We start from the raw sequence: 14,910 nt of genomic DNA on the forward strand, positions 1-14,910 counted from the left end.
ACACAGCATGCATCACGGAGGTCTGTCAGCGACATGACCGTGTTGATGGTGGGGTTCGCGATATGCGGGGTTGCTCTCGGCGGCTTCTGGCTGCTGTATGGCGTAGTGGTCTGCACGCGACTGGTAGACGATGGTGTTGTCGTCACGGATGAACACGAGTGGGACCCGATCTTCCGCAACTGGCCAACCGCTCAACTGCGCGCCTATCGCGGGCAACTCGCACCTGAAGAAACCACACGTTGGTTCAACTGGTACCTCTTGAATGCGAGGACGGTTCTGCGCGTGTTGGCCTTTCTGTATTTCATCGCGTTGATAACCGAGGTGCTGTGGGACTAGACATCGGGCGCACAAGCCTGAACCAGCGTTTCGCTAGCTGAACTTCAACCTGCTCGTTTCACCGCCCACTCACGTCTCGCAAACATCCCCACGCAAAGACTCGGCCCCGTTCCAACGCGGAACCCACAACGCGAAACGGAGGTTCACATGTCGATGCCCACAAATAACGAATACCGCGCCCCGGATACCGTGGAAGACACCACGGTGGAACCGCGCCGCACGACGTCGCCGGTGCTGCTGATGCTGCTGGCCCTCGCGGTCACGGCTGCAGGTCTGGTGTGGTGGACGCAGTCGCGCCATGCCGGCACCGAAACGCCGGTGGCCGCGCTGCCGTCCCCGGTGGCGGATGATGCCGCCAATGCGCCAGCCAATGAGCGTACGGCCGCCACGGCCGACCGCAAGCGCGCCGAGCGCACGGCAGCCACCCGTCCGGCGTCGATCAGCCGCGATGCCCGTCCGCTGGCCAGCAACACCGAGCCGAAGTATCCGGCCTCGATGCTGCGCGCCGGTGTCGGCGGTACCGTCGTGGTGTTGGCCGAGGTCGATGCGCAGGGCCACCCGATCGACGTGCGCGTGGTCGAGCGCAGTGGCGAACGCGACCTGGATCGTGCCGCGCTGACCGCCGTGCGGCAGTGGCGCTTCGAGCCGGCCATGCGCAATGGCAAGGCGATCGCCACCAGCGTGAAGGTGCCGGTGGACTTCAAGCCCATCTAAGCGCTGCACCGCTCCGCACAGGGAGCTGACGAGGAAAGAAAAAGGGGGACGCGCGCGCGCGTCCCCTTTCTCATGCTTGGCCTCTCGCAGGAGCGACGTAAGTCGCGACCGTGATCCTTGTGCAATAGATCACGGCAAGCGACCGCGGGACAGGTGCGGAACGGGAGAGCCACACAGGAATCCGGGGTCTGCGGTCGCGACTTACGTCGCTCCTACAGAAAGCGAAAGCCTCACGCCTTCCGCAACGCAAACCCCGCGCCGGTCGCCAGGTCGTCGTAGTTCGGGAACGAGGTCGCCACGTTGGCGACATCGCCGATGCGTACCTCGCCGGTTGCGACCTGCCCGGCGATGGAGAACGCCATCGCGATGCGGTGGTCGCCGTGGGAATCCACGGTGCCGCCGTGCAGCGGGCCCGGAAAGATCGTCGCGCCGTCGGGCGTCTCGTCCACGCGCAGGCCGAGCGCACGCAGGCCGTTGGCCATGCTGGCCAGGCGGTCGGATTCCTTCACCCGCAGTTCCGCAGCGCCGCGCACAACCGTGGGGCCGTCCGCCGCTGCGGCCGCGACGAACAGCGCCGGGAACTCGTCGATCATGTCCGGCACCAGCGCTTCCGGCACTTCGATGCCGTGCAGCGGCGCGTGACGCACCACCAGATCGGCCACCGGCTCGCCGCCGTGCTCGCTCGCATTCTCTTCGCTGATGTCCGCGCCCATCAGGCGCAGCGCCTGCAGCAGGCCGGTGCGGCGCGGATTCAGGCCGACGGCGCGCAGGCGCAGCTCGGACCCGGGAATGATGCTGGCGGCGACCAGGAAGAACGCGGCCGACGAAAAATCCGCGGGCACGGCGATGTCGGTCGCCTTCAGGCGCTGCCCGCCGCGCAGGCGCGCGAAGCCGGGCGAGAAGTCGATGTCCACGCCGAACGCCTTCAGCATGCGCTCGGTGTAGTCGCGGGTGGGATGCGGCTCGCGCACAACGGTTTCGCCATCGGCATACAGGCCCGCCAGCAGTACGGCGGACTTCACCTGGGCACTGGCGACTTCCAGCGTGTAGTCGATGCCCGCCAACGGCTGGCCGCCCTGGATGCGCAGCGGTGGCAGGCCGCCAGCTTCGGTGTCGATGCGCGCGCCCATCGAGGACAGCGGCCCGGTGACGCGGCGCATGGGGCGCTTGGACAAGGATTCGTCGCCGACCAGCACGCTGTCGAACGGCTGCGCGGCCAGCAGGCCCGCAAGCAGGCGCATGCCGGTGCCGGCGTTGCCGCAGTCCAGCGCGCCCTCCGCAGGCTTCAGGCCATCCACGCCCACGCCGTGCACGATGCGCCGCGATGGCGACGGGGTCTCCACGCGTACGCCGAGCCGCGAGAAGATCGCGGCGGTGGCGCGGGTGTCCTCGCCTTCCAGGAAACCGTCGATCGTCGACATACCGTCCGCCAGCGCGGCGAACATCACCGCGCGATGGGACACCGACTTGTCACCGGGAATGTCGAGGGTGCCGCTCAGGGGTTTGCCGGTGGAGGCGATCCAGTCTTGTTTCATCGGAGTTCGTTGCGGGCTTGGGAAGTGAGGGAAGGGAGTACGGGATTCAGAATGACTGAGGACTTCCCGTCATCCCGGCGAAAGCCGGGATCCATTCTGCCTTTGCCTTCCGCGACCACAGCAAGAGCAAGATGGATTCCGGCGTTCGCCGGAATGACGGCGGTGGCTTGCCATTTTGATCGGAATTCGTTGCGGGTCTGGAGGTCAGGGAAACGGGGGAACCGGAATGACTGAGGTCTTGCCGTAATCCCGCCGGCCCTCAACAGTCGAGCGATTGATAAAGCCGGGATCCATCTTGCTCTTGCAGCCTGGACGGAAGGCAACGTCAAAGTGGATCCCGGCATTCGCCGGGATGACGAGCGAGGTGAGACCGGCGCTGGATGAGGCTCATGACCGGCTCAAGGCACCGCGACCGGGTACGACCCCAGCACCTTGATCTGCGCCGAATGCTGTTTCAGTTCGGCCAGCGCCTGCTTCATCGCCTCATCGTCGATGTGGCCGGCCAGGTCGATGAAGAAGCCGTACTCCCACTTGGCATGGTGCGAGGGCCGCGACTCGATGCGGTTCATGCTGATGCCGTGGCGCGCGAACGGGCTGAGCACGTCGAACAGCGCGCCAGGCTTGTCGTGGATGAAGACCAGCACGGAGGTGCGGTCGTGGCCCGACGGCGGGAAGATGCTGCGGCCGATCACCAGGAAGCGCGTGGTGTTGTCCTTGTCGTCCTGGATCGGGCTCATGACGACCTTCTTCAGGCCGTACACGTGGGCGGCGCTTTCGCCGCCGATGGCGGCTGCGTCGTCGTTGCCGCGCGCGCGGCGCGCGCCTTCGGCATTGCTCGACACCGGCACCTTCTCCACCTTCGGCAGGTTGGCGCGCAGCCAGCCCGCCGTCTGCGCGAAGGACTGCGGGTGCGCGTAGATGCGCTCGATGTCGTCGATGCGGCCCGTGCGCGACATCAGGAACTGGTGTACGCGCAGTTCGACTTCGCCGCAGATCTTCAGGTCCGAGGTCAGGAACATGTCCAGGGTGATCTGGATCGTGCCCTGCCCCGAGTTCTCCACCGGCACCACGCCGAAATCGGCGTTGCCGCTGGCCACTTCCTGGAACACCTCTTCGATGCTCGCCAGCGGCAGCCCGTGCGCCGAGCGGCCGAAGTGCTTGAGCACGGCCTGCTGGCTGAAGGTGCCTTCCGGGCCGAGGTAGCCGATCTTCAGCGGCTCCTGCTGCGCCAGGCAGGCGGACATGATCTCGCGGAACACATGCACCAGCACTTCGTCGCTGAGCGGGCCTTCGTTGCGGTCCACCACCATGCGCAACACCTGGGCCTCGCGCTCGGGACGGTAGTAATCGACGGCAGCGGCGAGCTTGCCCTTGGCCTTGCCGACCTGGTGGGCGAAGCGCGCGCGCTCGGCGATCAGCGACTGGATCTGGCGATCGATGCCGTCGATCTTGGCGCGCACGTCGGAGAGGGCGGGAGCGGGTGCGGTCGTGACGTCGGCTGTCTTGCCTTTCGCCGGCGCGGTTTTCTTGGGCTTGCTGGGTTTGGAGGCCATGTTTCGTGTTCTCTGAAAATGTTCTCTGTAGGAGCGACGCAAGTCGCGACCGTCAACTGTCCGGTCGCGACTTACGTCGCTCCTACAACAGCGCTACTCATCCGTTGCGTTGCTGGAAATCGCGCATGAAATCGACCAGCGCCTGCGCGCCTTCCACCGGCAGCGCGTTGTACAGCGAAGCACGGATGCCACCGACCGCCTTGTGCCCCTTCAGCGCCAGCAGGCCGGCGGCCTTGGATTCGGCCACGAAGCGCGAGGTCAGCGTCTCGTCGGGCAGGAAGAACGGGATATTCATCCGCGATCGCACGGCCGGGGCCACTTCATTGCGGTAGAAGCCGCCCGACGCATCGATGGCACCGTAGACCAGCGATGACTTCATCGCGTTGCGGCGCGCGAACTCGGCCACGCCGCCTTCGGCAAGCATCCACTTGAACACCAGCCCGGCCAGGTACCAGTTCCAGGTGGGCGGCGTGTTGAGCATGGAGTCGCGTTCGGCATGCGAGCGGTAGTCGAAGATGTCGGCGCGCGGCTGCCCGCTGCGCTCGAACAGGTCCTTGCGGATGATGACCACCGCCACGCCGACCGGGCCGAGGTTCTTCTGCGCACCGGCATAGATCACGCCGTACTTCGATATGTCGATGGGCTCGGAGGCGATCGACGAACTGAAGTCGGCGAACAGCGGCACCGCGCCGACGTCCGGGGTGTCGCGGAACTCGACGCCGTGGATGGTCTCGTTGGCGGTGATGTGCACATAGGCCGCATCCGGTGTGAGCTGCCAGGTACTACGGGCCGGGATGTCGCGGAAGCCGCCGGCTTCGCCATCGGCGGCGATGTTGACGGTGCAGTACGGCCTGGCCTGCTTGATCGCGGTCTTGCCCCAGTGGCCGGTCACCACGTAGTCGACCACCTGGCCGGGGGCGGCGAAGTTCAGTGCCAGCAGGGCCTGGTGGGTGGTGGCACCACCGGACAGGAACAGCACGGCGTAGTCGTCCGGGATGCCGACCAGGGCGCGCAGGTCGGCCTCGGCCTGTGCGGCCACGGCGATGAAATCCTGGCTGCGGTGGCTGATTTCCACGATGGACGCGCCGATGCCGTTCCAGTCGAGCATCTCGGCCTGGGCCTGCCGCAACACCGACTCGGGCAACGTGGCGGGACCGGCACTGAAGTTGAACGCGCGCGTCATGGGGCACCTGGAAGAATGAACGGCTAGTATGCCGCAGGGCATCCGTTGCATGGGCAACCATGCGCAAGTTGGGGCATGAAATGCGGGCGGACTGCATCCCGCACCGGGCCATGGACGTACAGGCTTGCAGCAGATCGTCCATAGGCCGGGAATTTTCCCGCCGCACAGGCGTCCAAGAACACCTGCAACGTTCCGGAGTTTCCCCATGTCCCTGCGCGACGCCTTGCGAATCCCCTCCTCCGAGATCACCGACGAGTCCGTCTACCGGGAGCGGCGCGCCCTGCTGCGTGCCTTCGCGATGGCGCCGGCGCTGGCCCTGTCCGGTTGCGCGGAGGCCGAGCCGCCCCCGCCCCCGAGGTTGACGGTGACGCCCGAGCAGGCCCGGTCCGGATTCCGCACGACGGAGGAACTGACCCGTTACGAAGACGTGGCGAGCTACAACAACTTCTACGAGTTCGGCACCGGCAAGGCCGACCCGTCCACCGCACGCAAGACATTGAAGACTTCGCCATGGTCGGTGGTGGTGGGCGGCGAATGCGCGAAGCCGGGCCGGATCGCGCTCGAAGACCTCCTGAAGGGGCTGACACCCCAGGAGCGCATCTACCGCCTGCGCTGCGTCGAAGGCTGGTCGATGGTGATCCCGTGGCTGGGCGTGCCACTGGGCGAGGTGCTGAAGAAGTTCCAGCCGACCGCCAAGGCCAAGTACGTCGCCTTCACCACGCTGGCCGATCCGGTGCAGATGCCCGGTGTGCGCTACCGCTCGATCAACTGGCCCTACCGCGAGGGCCTGCGCATCGATGAGGCGATGCATCCCCTCACCCTGCTGGCCACCGGCCTGTACGGCAAGCCGCTGCCACAGCAGAACGGCGCGCCGCTGCGCCTGGTGGTGCCGTGGAAGTATGGCTTCAAGAGCATCAAGTCGATCGTCGAGATCAAGTTCGTCGAAAAGATGCCCGAAACCGCGTGGCATGACCTGCAGCCATCGGAGTACGGGTTCTTCTCCAACGTGAATCCCAGTGTCGACCATCCACGCTGGAGCCAGAAGACCGAGCGCCGCATCGCCGGCAAGCAGAGCAAGCTGTTCGCCGAGCGCATCCCGACACGCATGTTCAATGGCTATGCCGACCAGGTGGCATCACTTTATGCAGGCCTGGACCTGAAGAAGTGGTATTGATGGCCCGATCGTGCCCGCACGCAGGTCCTTGAGGGGCACTGCGATAAAGGGCAGTCCGGCAGGCTCGCAACCCATGGCATCCCGCGTTCCGATTCCTGCCCTCCCGCACCCGATCACCGCCTCGCCCTCCTCCTGACATCGACCTGACCCACGCATGGCCAAGACAACCCCGCGCATCATTGCCGCCAAGACCCTGGTCCATGCCCTGGCACTCACTCCACTGGCGATCCTGGCCTGGCAGTTCTTCGACGTATGGCAGACAGAAAGCGACGCGCTGGGCGCGGACCCCGTGGCGGAGATCGAGCACCGTACCGGCCTGTGGGCGCTGCGGCTGCTGATGGTGGCCCTGGCCATCACGCCGCTGCGCCAGTTGACGGGCAAGGCCGTGCTGCTGCGCTTCCGGCGCATGCTGGGCCTGTACGCGTTCTTCTACGCCACGCTGCACCTGTCGGCCTACCTGGCGCTGGACCTGCGCGGCTACTGGACGCAGATCTTCGAAGAGATCGTCAAGCGTCCCTACATCACCGTCGGCTTCACCGCGTGGCTGCTGCTGGTGCCGCTGGCGGTCACATCCACCCAGGGCTGGATGCGTCGGCTCGGCCGGCGCTGGGGCCAGCTGCACAAGCTCGTTTATGCGATCGGAGTGCTCGCCGTGCTGCACTTCTGGTGGCTGGTGAAGTCGGACATCCGCGAGCCGCTGCTGTATGCGGGCATCCTGACGGCGCTGCTGGGGTGGCGCGTCTGGAAGAAGATCAGCCTGCGCCGAACAGCAACAGCGCGCTGAGCGCGCCGGCCATCAACAAGGCAGCCAGCAGCAGCCAGGGCCAACGCAACACCGACGACGATGACGCCGGAGCGGTGTCGCCGGCGCCGGGTGTCGGCCCCGTTTCGTCCTGCTGCGCAGGCTCGTCCGACTTGGCGCTGGGCGCCCACGGCACCTCCAGCACGAAACGATGCTGGGCATCGAAGACGATCTGGTCGCCGGCCACGAGCAGCGCATCGCGCACCGCCACACCGTTTACCCGCGTGCCATCGGCGGATCCCAGATCGCGCAGCAGGACGCGTTCACCGCGCAGTTCGAGCCGGGCATGGCGCTCGGCGAACGCCGGGTCGTCCACGCGGATATGGGCATCGCGCGCACGTCCGACCACGCGCGGCTGCTCGAGGGACACACTCTTGCCGTGGTACTTGCCGCCCAGGCCCCGCAGCACCACACGGACATCGCCCTGGCCGGCGTCGCTTTCACGGAGGTCGGCGGCCGACTGGTAGCCCGACTGCAGCAGCAGTTCCACGCCTTCCACGTAGACCGCATCGCCCGGACGCAGCACCGCCATCCGTTTCACCGGACGGCCGTTGATGTGCACGCCCCGCATGCCGTTGGCCACCTGCAACCACAGGCCGCGCCGGTCCACGCAGATCTGCGCGAGCAGCGCACCCTGCAGCGCATCGCCGACACCGACCGTGCCCGCCGCTTCACGCACGATGCGGTGCACGCCGGTGGTGAGCGGCCGGTCGGGCGAAGGGCGATTTGCGAAGTGAAGTCTGAGGTTCTGCACGCCCCGGGAGCCTATCAGGTTGAGGCGCATCCGGCAGCCCCGGCTTGGCATATGCCCATCGCGCTGCGCAGAATAGCGCCGGACAAAGGGAGCCCCGCATGGCCAGCATCGATATCCTGCACCCGCATTCCAAGTCGCCGAAGCAGGCGCGCAAGGCGGTCGAAGACGTGGCAAAGAAACTGTCCGAGCGCTTCGACATGGAGTACGGCTGGGACGGCGACACGCTGAACTTCAGCCGTTCGGGTGTGGACGGAAAGATCGCCCTGCTCGCCGACACGCTGCGCGTCACCGCCAACCTGGGCTTCCTGCTGTCGGCGATGAAAGGTCCCATCGAGGCCGAGATCCGTCGGGTCCTGAGCGACAAGTTCGACTGAACGTCAGTCGCGGAACGGGTCGGGCTCGTCCTCGAACAATCGCTGCGACACGGCGCGCTCTGCCCGCTCGATGTCGCGCACGAAAGCCTTGCCGTCGCCGAGTGCGGCGAAGGCCGCGAATCCCCGTTCCAGGAATCCCTGGAGCTCACCCAGCCCGGTCGCCTTTGCCGGGCCGCGCGACAGCTTGAGCAGGGTAGCGACGCCGGGCGTCTTCACCGCCCGCGCCAGGCCCACTCCCACCTCGGCGATCAGGTCGATCTGGTGCCCGCGCAGGCGCGGCAGGCCCACCTCACGATAGGCACGCCCGTACAGGTCCGCGTCCAGCTTGCGGCGATTCGGCGCCAGCCGATGCAGCGCCTCGGCCATCCGCATGTCCAGCGCGTGCGTCAGCACGCCCAGTTCGATCCCGTGCGCCACGGTCTCCAGCACCGCGCCGGGCAGCAGGCGCTGCATCATCGGCATCACCTTGGCGACATTGGCGTCGCGCTTGCTGAAATCGTGGTCGCCATAGACGTCGGTCAGGAAGAACATCGCCGCCGCGCGCCGCGTCGGGTCGTTCAGGAAATGCTCGAAGCTGGTCTCCAGCCGTGCCGCCTGCCAGCGCCGCAGCTCTGGCAGCCAGCGCAGCCGGTTGCGGGGCTCCTGCACCGGATCATGCAGGGCCTGGTGCCAGGCCAGGCGCCTGCCAACGCGTTCGATCAAGGGGTTTCCTGAGGCCATGCCGGGCATGATCCGGGCCCGCTGCGGGCGCCGCAACCCGGCGGCGGGTCGGCTACACTCGGGCGGCAAGGTCACCACGGGTAGTACATGCTTTCGATCCACAGTGCGCGGCGGCGGGGCCACAACGGCAAGATCGGGCTGGCCATCGCCGGCGGCGGCCCCATCGGGGGCATGTACGAGCTGGGCGCGCTGCGTGCCCTGGACGAAGCCCTCGACGGCCTGGACCTGACCCGGATGGACTGCTATGTCGGCGTCAGTTCCGGTGCATTCCTCGCCGCCGGGCTGGCCAACCGGATGGGCACGGCCGAGATGTGCCGCATCTTCATCACCGGCACCAGCGACGATGCGGAATTCCGGCCCGAAACCTTCCTGCGCCCGAATGTCGGCGAGTACCTGCGCCGCGCGGCCAGTCTCCCCGGCCTGTACGCCGACTGGCTGAACCGGCTGGTGCGCAATCCGCGCCGCGCGACGCGCTGGTCCGACATGTTCCTGCGTTTTGGCGGCCTGGTACCCACCGGCATCTTCGCCAACGAGGAAGTGGAGCGTTTCCTGCGCGACATCTTCAGCCGCCGTGGCCGCAGCAATGACTTCCGCACGCTCGACGCGGACCTGTTCGTCGTCGCGGTCGATCTCGACAGCGGCGAGGCCGTGCGCTTCGGCGAGGAAGGCTGGGACGACATCCCGATCTCGCGCGCCGTGCAGGCCAGTTCCGCCCTGCCCGGCCTGTATCCGCCGGTGGAAATCGGTGGGCGCCATTTCCTCGACGGCGCCCTGCGCCGGACCATGCATGCGAGCACGGTCCTGGACCGCGGCATCGACCTGATGATCGGCATCAACCCGCTGGTGCCGTTCGATGCGAACCAGGCCACGCCGCAGGCCGACGAAGCGGAACAGGTGGGCCTGGCAAGCGGCGGCCTCCCGGCCGTGCTGTCGCAGACCCTGCGCACACTGCTGCAGTCGCGCATGCAGATCGGCATGGAGAAATATCCGCATCGCTACCCGGATATCGACCAGCTGGTGTTCGAGCCCAATTCGGACGACAGCGAACTGTTCTTCACCAACCTCTTCAGCTTCTCTTCGCGCCACCGCGTCTGCCAGCTGGCCTACCGCAACACGCTGGCCGACCTGCGCAAGCGCGCGTCGGTGCTCAAGCCCATGCTGGCCGCGCACGGCATCCGCTACAACGAGGACATCGTCAACGACCGCCACCGTTCCATCCTCGACGGGCTGGACGTGATGCCGCGGATGACGGAAACCACGGCGCGCCTGCGGCGTGCCCTGGACGACGTGGACCAGCTCGTGTCGCGGCACCGCGCGGCCCGTCGCGGCTGATGCGCTCACGGCCGCGTCACCGGCTGGTGTGAAAACTCTAGACAGCACGCCGATTCTGGCGCGCAATCCCCGACACCACCCACTGACGGAACGCCATGGCCACGCTGAAGAAATCCGCACGCAAGAAGACCGCTTCTGCATCCGCTTCCAAGAACGACAACCTGCAGGCCCAGGCCGAGCAGATGTCCAAGCGCCTGGGCGAATCCGCACAGCAGGTATGGCTGGCAGGCGTGGGCGCTTTCGGGCGCGCGCAGGCCGAAGGCACCAAGCTGTTCGAAACGCTGGTGAAGGAAGGCCTGTCGCTGGAGCAGACCACGCGCAAGGTGGCGGGCGGCAAGGCCCAGGCCATGCGCGATGCGATGGAGACCACCGTCGGCCAGGCGCGCGAACGCGCGTCGGATACCTGGGACCGTCTGGAGAAGGTGTTCGAAGAGCGCGTGCATCGCGCGCTGCGCCGTCTCGAGGTGCCCAGCCGCGAGGATCTGTCCGCGCTCATCGATCGTGTTGACGCACTGAATGCCCAACTGCGCACGATGGGCGGTGCGCCGGCCACCAAGCCGTCCCGTGCCAAGCGCAGCACCAAGCCGGCCGTCAAAAAACCGGCACCTGCCGCGAAGAAAACGCCCGCGAAACGTGCAGCGCGCAAGAAGGCTGCACCATAAGGCTGCATGCGCATTTTCATGCGTATTTCTGAATAAAATTTTGTTGCGCGGCAACATCGAATGGCGTAACAATCATTCCAGCCCGCCAGTCCATCGAAGTTCGTTTGCTCCCCTCCCCTTACGGCTTCGGACTGGCGGGCTTTTCTTTGCCCGCCGCCCGGCGCGGGCACCCGCCAGCACAGACAGCCGTGGGTGCGGCCCGGTAGAATCGCGGGCCTAATAACAACAACGCACCCGCGACGCATGTCCATTTGGCTCCTCGGTTTGGCGGTCACCCTTGTGACCGGTGCGGCAGCCACCGCCTATCTCTGGCTTGTGCGACGCCCCAGCGACGAAATGTCCTACGGGCTGCATGCCTTGTCCGGATTGCGCTGGAGAGAATTCTCGAAACTCGTCCTTGCCGCGATGGCAGGCCGTGGCCTGGTCGAAACCGGCCCCGATCCCCAGGAGTCCCGCGAACCCCAGACGACCTTCCTGCTCGCGCGCGGCCAGGAAAAGTGGCTGCTCTCGTGCAAGCACGGTTCGGCCTACCGGATCGCCGCTGCCCCGGTACAGGAACTTGCCGCCAGCATCCGCCTGGGTGCGGCCAGTGGCGGCATCCTCGCCACCGAGGGCAAAGTGGAAAAGGAAGGTCGGGAGGCGGCCCAGGGCAACAACATCGAGTTGCTCGACGGGCCGCGGCTGTGGCCGGAAGTCCGACACCTCATCGAGCCGAGCCTGCGCGAACAGATCGTGACGTACGCATCGGCGCGCGCCAAACGGCATGTCGGCATCAGCTGGCTCGGGGCGGTGACGCTCGGTGCCCTCGCCATGGCGGGATGGGCCGGCAGGCAGGCGGCCGACACGAGCGTCGATGCACGGCCGGCAGCAACCGTGCCGGCACGCACGGTCAGCGCACCTGCACCCGCCACGCCTGCGCCGCAGGAAGCCTTCCGCGAACCGACGCAGGAAGAACTGGAAGCACAGATGCGCAGCGTGCTCCAGGCACTGTCGAAAACCCCCGGCATCACCCGCGGCGTCTGGCAGACCAAGCTGACGCTGAGCATCGATCGCATGGGCAGCGAGAAGGAAATATGGCCGTGGATCTGCCTGGAACTGGAGCGTTACCCGGCCCTGCGCGCCACCCGCGTGCAACTCAACCCGCCACCGGGCAGCAGCGAGCCGGTGCGCTGGCGCCAGTGCAAGACGATGTGATTCCGCCGCGACACTTCGTCGCTGTGCGCCCGGGCAGCGCTGCAGGATGATCGCGCTGCCGTCGACCCGCTTCCCGTTTCGATGAACGATCCTGCCGCTCCCACGCCTTATGACCGCATCGGCGGTGAAGCCGGCCTGCGCCGGGTGACCCAACGCATGTACGCGTTGATGGACACGTTGCCGGAAGCCGCCGCCGTCCGCGCGCAGCATCCGGCCACGCTCGACGGCAGCGAGCAGAAGCTGTTCGAATTCCTCAGCGGCTGGCTGGGTGGCCCACCGCTGTTCACGCAGAAGCACGGCGCCCCGATGCTGCGCGCCCGCCACCTGCCCTTCCGGATCGGCATGGAGGAAGCCAGCGGCTGGCTGGCCTGTTTCCATGGCGCGATGGTCGAGACGGTCGAAGACGCCGAACTGCGCGACTTCCTGTGGTCCCGGATCGAACCGCTGGCGCTGCACATGCGGAACATGCAGGCGGTGCCGTTGCGTTGGGCGGACTCCCAGGACGCGTAGAGCGGGGCTTGTTCCGCAGCTCTTGCGTCAGTGACGTGGCGGCGTAGAGCCGAGCGAGCTCGGCTCTACGCAAAGCGCTACCAGTGCACGCCACGCATCAACGACGCAAACGCGATCTGCTCCTGGCTGGGCGCCGATTCCTTCAATGCCTTGCGGTCACCCTTGGCTGCGGCCGAATCCGGGAACAGCTCGAACGCGGTGTTCATCACCACCTCGTAGGCCTTCGGCGCCACGGCATTGACTAGCGCAGCGAAGATGCCCAGGCGCGTGGCGATGCGGCTGGGCTTCTCGATGATGGCCTTCACCAGCAGGTCGGCCGCCTCCTCCGGCGACAGCGTGGGCACGCTGTCGTACATCTTGGTCGGCGCGATCATCGGCGTCTTCACCAGCGGCATGTTGATGGTGGTGAAGCTGATGCCCTTGCCCGACAACTCGCCCTGCGCGCAGCGGCTGAATGCGTCCAGCGCCGCCTTCGATGCGACGTAGGCCGAAAAACGCGGTGAATTGGCCAGCACGCCGATCGAGCTGATGTTGATGATGTGGCCCTTGCGGCGCTCGGTCATCTTCGGCAGGAAGCCCATGATCAGGCGGATGCTGCCAAAGTAGTTCAGCTGCATCGTGCGCTCGAAATCGTGGAAGCGGTCGTAGCTGGCCTCGATGGAGCGGCGGATCGAGCGGCCGGCATTGTTGATCAGGATGTCGACATGCCCGTGCTCGTCCAGCACGGTCTTCACCAGCCGGTCGCAGTCGGCCATGTCGGCCAGGTCGGCGGTATAGGCGAACACCTTGCCGCCCGCCTTCTTCATGTCGTCGCGGGCCTTGAACAGTTCCTCCTCGCCGCGCGCCACGATGATCGTGGTCGCGCCGGCTTCCGCCACGCGCTGCGCGGTGGACAGGCCGATGCCGGACGAACCGCCGGTGATGACCACCACCTTGTTGCGCACCTTGCCCTTCAGCGAGCGGTCGATGAACAGGTCCGGATCGAGGTGGCGCTCCCAGTAATCCCACAGGCGCCACGCGTAGTCGTCCAGGCGCGGCACGGCGATGCCGCTGCCCTTCAGTGCCCGCTCGGTCTCGCGGCTGTCGAAGCGCGTCGGATAGGTGATGAACTTCAACACTTCCTTCGGGATCTTGAAGTCGCGCAGCAGCATGCCGATGAAGCGCCGCACCGGCGGCAGGTTGCCCACCGCCATGCGGATGCTGCCCGGCACGAAGGCGAACATGCGCGCGTCGATCCGCATGGTCATTTCCGGCGCGTGGCCGGCCCGGCAGAACGTGTTGAGCACTTCGCCCACGCGCATCGGCTCGGGATCGGTCAGGTGGAAGGTATGGCCATCCAGCTTGGGCTTGTGCGCGATGTGGTCCATCGCGTCGGCCACGAAGTCCACCGGCACGATGTTGATGCGCCCGCCTTCGATGCCCAGCACCGGCACCCACTGCGGGAGCAGCTCGCGCAGCTTCTTGATCAGGGTGAAGAAGTAGTACGGGCCGTCGATCTTGTCGATCTCGCCGGTCTTCGAATGGCCCACCACCATGCCCGGACGGTAGATGCGCCACTTGATGCGCTTCTCGTTGCGCACCAGCCCCTCGGATTCGTGCTTGGTGCGCAGGTAGGGATCATCCAGTCCTTCGGCTTCCTCGAACATGTCCTCGCGGAAGATGCCCGGATAAAGCCCGGCGGCTGCGATGGAACTGGTGTGGTGGAAGCAGCCGGCCTTCAAGGCGGCGGCCAGGTCGAGCGCATGCTGGGTGCCGTCGATGTTGGCGGCCTGTTGCGCTTCGCGGGTCGCGGTCAGGTCATAGATCGCCGCCAGGTGGAAGAAATGCTTCACCTTGCCGGTCAGTGCACGCAACTGCGCGGGCGTCAGGCCACACTTGGGCTTGGTCATGTCGCCGTGCACCACGGACACGCGCTTCATGTCCCAGCCGGCCTTCTTCGCGATGGCGTCGAACTTCTTCTGCGAGTCCTTGCGGACCAGCACGTGGACCGTCCCGCTGCGCTTGAGGAGATTGCCGACCAGGTAACGGCCAATGAATCCTGTGGCGCCCGTGACGAAATAGCTCATG

General features: G+C 66.5%; 15 protein-coding genes. 9 read left to right on the top strand and 6 right to left on the bottom strand.

Annotated elements, in window-relative coordinates; translation table 11 throughout:
• The first annotated feature begins 33 nt into the window (after window positions 1-33).
• The gene (locus tag WBN46_RS13860) at window positions 34-336 is read left to right on the top strand and encodes a hypothetical protein (protein ID WP_337732076.1); all 303 of its coding nucleotides are present in this window, start codon (window positions 34-36) and stop codon (window positions 334-336) included.
• Window positions 337-483: 147 nt separating this feature from the next.
• Entirely contained in the window at window positions 484-1,050 is a 567-nt protein-coding gene (locus WBN46_RS13865; protein ID WP_337732077.1) for an energy transducer TonB, read from the top strand.
• 230 nt (window positions 1,051-1,280) lie between these two features.
• Here WBN46_RS13865 and aroA read toward each other — a convergent pair whose 3' ends face one another.
• From aroA to serC, 3 genes are all read right to left on the bottom strand, one after another.
• Window positions 1,281-2,585, bottom strand: a complete 1,305-nt coding sequence (gene aroA / locus WBN46_RS13870; protein WP_337732078.1) for a 3-phosphoshikimate 1-carboxyvinyltransferase — start codon at window positions 2,583-2,585, stop codon at window positions 1,281-1,283.
• A 398-nt stretch (window positions 2,586-2,983) separates the two neighbouring features.
• Window positions 2,984-4,138 (bottom strand): prephenate dehydratase, encoded by a 1,155-nt coding sequence (gene pheA / locus WBN46_RS13875; protein ID WP_337732079.1) that lies wholly within the window; start codon window positions 4,136-4,138, stop codon window positions 2,984-2,986.
• A gap of 97 nt (window positions 4,139-4,235) precedes the next feature.
• The gene (gene serC / locus WBN46_RS13880; RefSeq protein ID WP_337732080.1) at window positions 4,236-5,321 is read right to left on the bottom strand and encodes a phosphoserine transaminase; all 1,086 of its coding nucleotides are present in this window, start codon (window positions 5,319-5,321) and stop codon (window positions 4,236-4,238) included.
• 205 nt (window positions 5,322-5,526) lie between these two features.
• Between serC and msrP the strand changes: the two genes are divergently transcribed.
• Window positions 5,527-6,495: a protein-methionine-sulfoxide reductase catalytic subunit MsrP gene (gene msrP / locus WBN46_RS13885; RefSeq protein ID WP_337732081.1), complete on the top strand. Its 969-nt coding sequence runs from the start codon at window positions 5,527-5,529 to the stop codon at window positions 6,493-6,495.
• A gap of 154 nt (window positions 6,496-6,649) precedes the next feature.
• Entirely contained in the window at window positions 6,650-7,279 is a 630-nt protein-coding gene (gene msrQ, locus WBN46_RS13890; protein WP_337732082.1) for a protein-methionine-sulfoxide reductase heme-binding subunit MsrQ, read from the top strand.
• Here msrQ and WBN46_RS13895 read toward each other — a convergent pair.
• On the bottom strand, window positions 7,248-8,051 hold the full coding sequence (locus tag WBN46_RS13895) for an FHA domain-containing protein (RefSeq protein ID WP_337732083.1): 804 nt from the start codon (window positions 8,049-8,051) through the stop codon (window positions 7,248-7,250). The two genes, msrQ and WBN46_RS13895, sit on opposite strands and share 32 nt — an antisense overlap.
• Before the next feature lie 98 nt (window positions 8,052-8,149).
• On the opposite strand from WBN46_RS13895, the gene WBN46_RS13900 reads away from it, so the two are divergent.
• Complete coding sequence (locus WBN46_RS13900; protein WP_192202621.1) at window positions 8,150-8,425, top strand: polyhydroxyalkanoic acid system family protein; 276 nt, start codon at window positions 8,150-8,152, stop codon at window positions 8,423-8,425.
• A gap of 3 nt (window positions 8,426-8,428) precedes the next feature.
• Here WBN46_RS13900 and WBN46_RS13905 read toward each other — a convergent pair whose 3' ends face one another.
• Window positions 8,429-9,127 carry a hypothetical protein gene (locus WBN46_RS13905; protein WP_337732084.1) on the bottom strand — a complete coding sequence of 233 codons (699 nt, stop codon included), beginning with the start codon at window positions 9,125-9,127 and terminating at the stop codon, window positions 8,429-8,431.
• Window positions 9,128-9,232: 105 nt separating this feature from the next.
• On the opposite strand from WBN46_RS13905, the gene WBN46_RS13910 reads away from it, so the two are divergent.
• From WBN46_RS13910 to WBN46_RS13925, 4 genes are all read left to right on the top strand, one after another.
• Entirely contained in the window at window positions 9,233-10,477 is a 1,245-nt protein-coding gene (locus WBN46_RS13910; protein WP_337732085.1) for a patatin-like phospholipase family protein, read from the top strand.
• Window positions 10,478-10,572: 95 nt separating this feature from the next.
• Complete coding sequence (locus WBN46_RS13915; RefSeq protein WP_192202624.1) at window positions 10,573-11,139, top strand: phasin family protein; 567 nt, start codon at window positions 10,573-10,575, stop codon at window positions 11,137-11,139.
• Between the two features lie 243 nt (window positions 11,140-11,382).
• Window positions 11,383-12,333, top strand: a complete 951-nt coding sequence (locus WBN46_RS13920; protein WP_192202625.1) for a restriction endonuclease — start codon at window positions 11,383-11,385, stop codon at window positions 12,331-12,333.
• An 81-nt stretch (window positions 12,334-12,414) separates the two neighbouring features.
• Window positions 12,415-12,843, top strand: a complete 429-nt coding sequence (locus WBN46_RS13925) for a group II truncated hemoglobin (RefSeq protein ID WP_337732086.1) — start codon at window positions 12,415-12,417, stop codon at window positions 12,841-12,843.
• A 77-nt stretch (window positions 12,844-12,920) separates the two neighbouring features.
• Here the strand turns inward: WBN46_RS13925 and WBN46_RS13930 are convergent, their stop codons facing one another.
• Entirely contained in the window at window positions 12,921-14,909 is a 1,989-nt protein-coding gene (locus tag WBN46_RS13930) for an SDR family oxidoreductase (protein WP_337732087.1), read from the bottom strand.
• Window position 14,910: the final 1 nt, after the last annotated feature.

It is taken from the genome of Pseudoxanthomonas sp. CCNWLW251, from assembly GCF_037402255.1.
Classification (GTDB): Bacteria; Pseudomonadota; Gammaproteobacteria; order Xanthomonadales; family Xanthomonadaceae; genus Pseudoxanthomonas_A.